Genomic DNA, 7,206 nt, shown 5'->3' on the forward strand with positions numbered 1-7,206 from the left:
AAAGGTAATACTTTGATTATAAAATCATATATAAAAAGTGTTAGCCGCAATTGAAGTACACCTAACACTTATGTTGTGATTGATTTTTTAATCTAAAATATTTTGTATGAAATTTAGATTAAAAATTTTATTATCGAGAAGCTCGTTTTAAAATTACCGCCGTTGATTGTTTTTGTATATAGATCATTCTAGCTATTAATAAAAATGCTGCTACAGCAAGTCCTAAAATAATTCCTATCCAAAAACCTGCAGCTCCCATTGGCTCAGTAATAAAATCGGTCAATCCTAGTATGTAACCAACAGGCAATCCCACAACCCAATATGAAATGAGCGTGATAAAAAAGATGCTTTGGGTATCTTTGTAACCACGAAGTACATTACTTGCCACCACTTGCAAATAGTCAGATGCTTGATAGATAGCTAATAAGATAATAAGCTGTAAACAAATAGCAATAACGGTTGCTTCACTGGTAAATAGCGTAATTATTGGCGTTTTAAAAATAACTAAAATAAAGGCGACAATAATAGCTAAAGCAAAGGATATAGCCAAACTGATATAAGCGGTTTGCTTAGCTAATTCTGGCTTGTTGTTACCCAGTAAATAACCAACACGAATACTAGTTGCAACACCAAGAGATAGCGGTATGGCGAAGGTTAAACTGCTGATGGTGAATATAATTTGGTGAGCAGCAACGGTTATTGGTCCTAGTGGTGCAATTAATAAAGCGATCACCGCAAATAGGCTCATTTCAAAAAAATAAGCTAGCGCCAGTGGTGTACCTAATAGAATCACTTTTTTGATTATTGCAAAATCAACCAACTTGGTGATTGGCGTTTGTCGAATATCGCGTTGACTTGGGGAAGTTAATGTGTATATGCGAATTAAAATAAACATCAACCAAAATATAATGGATGCAGTAATACCACAACCGACACCACCAAAAGCAGGAAGACCTAATTTTCCATAAATTAATATGTAGTTTATCGGAATATTGGCAAGTAGGGCAGTAAATATAATAACCATCGCAGGTTTGGTATTAGATAACCCCTCGCATTGATTACGATAAACTAAGAATAATAAAAATGCCGGTACTCCCCACATAATCGCCCGTAAAAATGACACAGCCACCTCAAACATTTCAGGATCAATTGGGTGATCTGCTGAACTTCTTAAACTGATTATTTTGTCAGAATGATACAAAATTAACATCATAATGACAGATAAAAACAGCGCAATCACCACGCCTTGTCTCGTGTGCCCAGCGACTTGATCCCGTTTAGCTGCGCCGTTTAAATTTGAAATAATGGGGGTTAAAACGGTTAGTAATCCTTGACCAAATAAAATTGTTGGTAACCAAATTGAAACCGCAATAGCCACTCCAGACAGGGCGGTTTTACTATAATTTCCTGCCATAATGGTATCGACAAAAGTGATTGCGGTTTGCGATACTTGCGCAATTAGCACCGGAACTGCCAATTTAACCAGATTTTTTACTTCGTGTTTATAATGTTGTTTCATGGTGTTAATTAACGTTTAACCGTTCCCCATAGGTCGTACTCATCGGAATGCTCAATGTTAACCTGAACAATATCACCGACTTTGACTTGGTTTTCTTCGTTTAAATAAACAACGCCATCAATTTCTGGGGCATCAGCCATACTACGACCAATTGCGCCTTCTTCATCAACTTCGTCAATAATAACAGCTAAAGTTTTGCCTATTTTAGCTTGTAATTTTTGCGTTGAGATTTTTTGTTGTAATTGCATAAAGCGATCAAAACGTTCTTGTTTTATTGCTTCAGGAATTTGATCGGCAAGTTTATTGGCTTCAGCACCTTCTATAGGACTGTATGGAAAGCAGCCAACGCGATCTAATTGCGCTTGTGATAAAAAGTCGATCAGTAATTCAAAATCTTGTTCTGTTTCGCCGGGATAACCAACAATAAAGGTTGAACGTAACGTAATATCAGGACAGATTTCTCGCCATTTATGGATACGTTCTAAGGTTCTTTCAATGGTTCCAGGTCGTTTCATTGATTTTAAAACTGCAGGACTTGCATGCTGTAATGGCACATCTAAATAAGGCAAGATTTTACCATCAGCCATTAATGGAATAAGATTATCAACACTAGGGTAAGGGTACATATAATGCAATCTGACCCAAATGCCTAAGTTAGCTAATTGTTCGCAAAGGGTTTGGATATCGGTTTTTAATGGTGTCCCATTCCAAAAATTAGTGCGGTTTTTGACATCGATACCATAAGCTGAAGTATCTTGAGCAATAACCAATAATTCTTTAACGCCACTGTCGGCTAGTCGTTTTGCTTCATCTAAAACATTGCCGATTGGTCGGCTAACCATATCACCACGCAAAGAAGGAATAATACAAAATGTACAGCGATGATTACAGCCTTCCGAAATTTTAAGATAAGCATAATGTTTTGGTGTTAATTTAACCCCTTGACTTGGAACTAAACTAGTAAAAGGATTATACTCGGGTTTAGGGGCATATTTATTCACATGGCTTAAAACTGCTTCATAGCTATGTGGACCTGATATTTCAAGAACTTTTGGATGAACAGTTCTAATTTGATCTTCTTTGGCACCAAGACAACCAGTGACAATGACTTTGCCGTTTTCATTAAGAGCTTCGCCAATTGCTTCTAGCGATTCTTGCACGGCACTGTCAATAAATCCACAAGTATTAACAATAACCAAATCGGCATTGTCATAGCTAGATACCACTTGATATCCCTGCGTGCGCAGTTCGGTTAAAATTCGTTCAGAATCAACTAAGTTTTTAGGACAGCCAAGGCTCACAAATCCAATTGTAGGGGGTGACATATTCATAGTATTTATAATAGTGTTTTATATTTAATGAGGTAATGTTTGAGAATTCAATAAACTATATTTGTTAATTGTTATTTACAAATCAAAATGAAGTCACCATTTTATCACATTTCATTATAGTTGATACATCGATTTTATAATTTGAAATTTATATAAATAATGTTTTAACGTAGCTGTTAGATGTCAGCAATGACTTAGGATATAACTAATAAATTTGAATAAAAAGGCTTATTGGTTGAATGTTGTTGAACAACATAAAATAAAGCCTTTATTTGCAATAAAGGCTTTCAAAAAAATAGGAAGATAAACTTATTAACTAAGCTGATACTATTTCAATGCATTAGTGACTTCGTCTATTTGACGATTTATGCTTTCAGCACCACCACCCGACAAATACCAAAGATCAGGGGTTAAATAAACAACCTGTGTTTTGCTTTTGTTTAATACTTTTTGTGAAAAAAAGTGCTCAGCCATACCTTGATTGCCGATTGCTTTGCTACGATCAACAACAAAAAGAATATCAGGTTTGACTGATTTAATGTAATTATCATCAATAAAAATTGGTTTTGGTTTGCCTATTAAGTTATTTGCGGGCATAACGGTGAGTGGTACCGCTCGTTTAACATCTAGTACATCGTGAATCAATGCTGCGCTTGAGCTTGAATTGATAAGAATCATCTTTCCATCATTATGAATAGCAACAATAGCTTTTTTAGAACTAGCTTCGGCTACTGCTCGGGCATGTTGAATTTTTTCATCTAATGACTGAATAATATTATCAGCTTTACTTTCTGTGCCTGTAATATTTGCCAGTAGATGGATATGGTTTTTTGTTGATTCAACATAATTTTGGGCGTTCACACTTAAATTAATGACTGGTGCAATTTTAGATAGATCTTCAGTTTTACTAGCTTGACGCCCATCAATAATAATTAAATCTGGCTTAACTTGTCTGATTGCATCAATATTGGGGTCTTTCATATTGCCTGTATCGGTAATTGTTGTTTTGTTAAATTGTTGCAAATAAGAAGGGATAACTGATAGTGGAGTTGCAACAACTATCGAACCTTTACCTAACGCATCTAAAGTATCTAATGCCCCATAGTTCATGACAACAACTTTTTCGGGCGATTTAGGAACCTGTACCGTTTGGTTGTTGGCAGTTACACTCATTGTTGTCGTTGATTGGCAACCAGTTAAACTTAATATAATCGATGCAATACTACTTAAAAATATTTTTTTCTTTTTATTCATCTCAATTTTCCTGTGTTTATATAAATGATAATTATTATCATTTAACAAAAGGGATTTGTCTAGCTATAAATAATTTTTTAAAGATATTGATAATCATTCTCATATAGTGTAGTCTTCATATATCTTATAAATCTATAAATGTCATTATAAATAATAGGGTTATAACAATGAAAGCAAAAAAGAAGATTAAATTGGCTACAAATGTCATTAATACTAGTATTTTGTTGTCATTATCGACAGCTGCTATAGCAGCTAGCAATTCAGATACTGACACCATGGTTGTTACTGCATCGGGGTTTTCTCAACAAGTTAAAGAAGCGCCGGCTACCATTTCGGTAATTACACCAGAAGAAATTGAAAAAAAACCTTATCGTGATGTCACAGATGCGTTGAAGGATATTCCTGGAGTAAATATTACTGGTGGTGGTGATTCTACTGATATTAGTATTCGAGGCATGGATGCCAAATATACCCTAATACTAGTAGATGGCAAAAAGGTTAGTACCCGCGAAACAAGACCAAATAGTGATAATTCAGGATTTGAACAAGGATGGTTACCACCATTAACGGCAATTGAACGTATTGAGGTTGTGCGAGGCCCTATGTCGTCATTATATGGTTCTGATGCGATGGGAGGGGTTGTTAATATTATTACCAAAAAAGTGTCAAATAAATGGCAAAGTGGTATACGTTTAGAATCGGTTATTCCTTATCGTTCAAAAGAAAAAGATACATATACTGGCAGTTTTTCGACCATGGGACCGATTATTGATGACGTTTTAGGTATACAACTTTATGGGCAGTATTCAAATCGTCATGAAGATAAATTTCTTGCTGGTCATGCAGGACAAAAATTACGTAGTTTAAATGGTAAATTATCTTTAAATGCTACAGACACACAAAAATTTGCTCTCGATTTTGGACGAGCTTTACAAAATAGTAATGCAACTGCAGGAAAAACAAGAGATAAATCTAGAAGTGATTTTAATAGAGATAATAGACGAAATACGTTTGCTTTAACGCATAATGGTTTGTTTGGTGATGTTTCTACAACTTCATTTGTCTCTTATGAAGGAAATAATAACCCAAAAAGGAACATGAAAATTCGTAATACGGATGTAGATACACGTGTTACTATTCCTTTTAGTATTAACATGCTGACTTTAGGCGGAAAATATAATTATCAAGAGTTGCATGACGAAGGAAATCAACTAAAAACGACATTATCTAAAATTGATCGTTGGAATTATGCGTTATTTGGAGAAGATGAGTTACGTATTTTAGAAAATTGGAGTTTAACATTAGGATTACGTTATAACAAAGATGAAAATTATGGTAGCAACTGGAATCCAAGAGTTTACAGTGTGTGGAATATTGATGATAACTTTACGTTAAAAGGCGGTTATTCTACTGGTTATGCTACACCACAATTACGTTATGTGGTGACGGATTGGGGGCAAGTTACTGGTGGTGGATATTCTGATGGTATAATCATTGGAAATCCAGATTTAAAACCAGAAAAAACAAATAATTTCGAAATTGGTATAGGTTATACCAATGATTATGGTATTGATGCCTCTGCAACTGCATTTTACACAAAATATAAAGACAAAATTCAATCATATTATATTTGTAATCGTAAAAAAGGAAGCAAGTGCTTGTTGAATGGTTATAGTAAAAAGTTTGACTTTATACAAGGCCGTGAAAATGTGGGTAAAGCCGATCTTAAAGGTCTTGAGCTTTCATTCAAAACACCTTTATTTACTGATTTCTTATTAAGCTCTAACTACTCTTGGACCAAAACCGAACAAAAAAGTGGACAATTTAAAGGACGATCTTTAAATCGTACACCTAAGCAAAAATTCAACACTCAACTCGATTGGTATGCATCGCAGCAATGGGATTTATGGGCTAAAATGGCTTATTATGGCATGGAATCATCAAACAACCGCAATGGTACAAAAGTTGAATACCCAGGCTACACTTTCTGGGATATCGGTGCATCTTATCAAGTACATAAACAAGCTAAGGTTTATGCCGGTGTTTATAATCTATTTGATAAAAATGTAACTAACGATGATTTTGGTAAAACATTAGAAGGTAGACGCTATTTTGTCGGTACCGAAATTAATTTCTAATAAAACAATACATTAGTTTGAATTATTATTCTAAGGCAGCTTTAATATAGCTGCCTTATTATAAATAATTTATTAGTTTAGGCTTTTATGTGTAAAAAAAACGGTCTGAAAACGCATTGATTTTATTGTTTTTTTGTTAATTTTCTGGATTAAAACATGAAGTGCAATTTTAAACTTGGTAGAGTGAAGAAAGTAGAAAGTAGAAAGTAGAAAGGTGATTTATACTAGCACCTTCGCACCACCACAGTTTGGAGATTGCTATGCATTATAATCACCTTTCTAGGAAGGAAAGATACTAGATTTTGTATTTATAACTATACACAATATCTATTGAACTCACACACAAGAAAACGGCATAAGTTTAAAAGCCTGTCGCTTTTTATTCTAAGCGTTAAGACGAATTACACTTCATGGTGTAATCTAGGAGATAGGTAAAAATTCAATAAAATCAATACTCTACCGGAGCGATTTTAGGCCTTTAAAAAGCACCTACTCCACCAGTCCCAAAAACCACCCAACCGCTACGCCCGTAAAAAACACCACTCCCCAAACAAAACAAACCCCAAACTTACCCCCTAACAAATCTTTACAATAAACCAACAAAAAAAGTGGCGGATTATTTATCATCAAGTTATAATTTTTGAGCTTATACAGGCAAGGAATCGCTCAAAAATCAGGCGAATGGATATAAAAGTTCAGAAAAAACAACAAATTACTTGACAAGGAAATAAAAATGCATTACCATGGTTGGCATCTGGCATCTGGCCTGCCAAACCTATGCCCTAAATCTTATTGATTCGCACGGTAGCCAAAGTAGGGCGCCACAGTTATTTTCATCATCGAAGTCATTTCGCGTAGCGGAATCGACGCCGTCATCGGCAAAATCTTCGGCAAAATTATCGTCGATATCCAAGTGGTTATTAAAACCGCCATTGTTATCCAAACCGGCATTACTATTCAAGCT

Annotated in this window: 5 protein-coding genes; 1 reads left to right on the top strand and 4 read right to left on the bottom strand. The window is 34.9% G+C overall.

The window, feature by feature from the left end; all coding sequences use genetic code 11:
* Window positions 1-130: 130 nt before the first annotated feature.
* From A9G31_RS04155 to A9G31_RS04165, 3 genes are all read right to left on the bottom strand, one after another.
* Window positions 131-1,519, bottom strand: coding sequence for an MATE family efflux transporter (locus A9G31_RS04155; protein ID WP_065560574.1), 1,389 nt, complete (start codon window positions 1,517-1,519; stop codon window positions 131-133).
* Between the two features lie 8 nt (window positions 1,520-1,527).
* On the bottom strand, window positions 1,528-2,844 hold the full coding sequence (gene rimO / locus A9G31_RS04160; protein ID WP_065560575.1) for a 30S ribosomal protein S12 methylthiotransferase RimO: 1,317 nt from the start codon (window positions 2,842-2,844) through the stop codon (window positions 1,528-1,530).
* 333 nt (window positions 2,845-3,177) lie between these two features.
* A complete protein-coding gene (locus A9G31_RS04165; RefSeq protein WP_065560576.1) occupies window positions 3,178-4,104 on the bottom strand; it encodes a siderophore ABC transporter substrate-binding protein in 927 nt (308 codons plus the stop codon).
* Between the two features lie 167 nt (window positions 4,105-4,271).
* Here A9G31_RS04165 and A9G31_RS04170 point away from each other — a divergent pair, with 167 nt between their 5' ends.
* Window positions 4,272-6,242, top strand: coding sequence for a TonB-dependent receptor domain-containing protein (locus tag A9G31_RS04170; RefSeq protein WP_065560577.1), 1,971 nt, complete (start codon window positions 4,272-4,274; stop codon window positions 6,240-6,242).
* Between the two features lie 775 nt (window positions 6,243-7,017).
* On the opposite strand, the gene A9G31_RS11755 is transcribed toward A9G31_RS04170, so the two are convergent.
* Window positions 7,018-7,206: hypothetical protein (locus A9G31_RS11755; RefSeq protein WP_176700351.1), on the bottom strand; the 189-nt coding region annotated here is incomplete at its 5' end.

The sequence above is a fragment of the Gilliamella sp. Gris1-4 genome (genome assembly GCF_001690335.1).
Classification (GTDB): domain Bacteria; phylum Pseudomonadota; class Gammaproteobacteria; order Enterobacterales; family Orbaceae; genus Gilliamella; species Gilliamella apicola_P.

What these genes read in the sequence shown, in the direction of transcription:
- A9G31_RS04155 (WP_065560574.1), bottom strand. Translation starts at nt 1,519, where the DNA reads ATGAAACAACATTATAAACACGAAGTAAAAAATCTGGTTAAATTGGCA.
- rimO (WP_065560575.1), bottom strand. Translation starts at nt 2,844, where the DNA reads ATGTCACCCCCTACAATTGGATTTGTGAGCCTTGGCTGTCCTAAAAAC.
- A9G31_RS04165 (WP_065560576.1), bottom strand. Translation starts at nt 4,104, where the DNA reads ATGAATAAAAAGAAAAAAATATTTTTAAGTAGTATTGCATCGATTATA.
- A9G31_RS04170 (WP_065560577.1), top strand. Translation starts at nt 4,272, where the DNA reads ATGAAAGCAAAAAAGAAGATTAAATTGGCTACAAATGTCATTAATACT.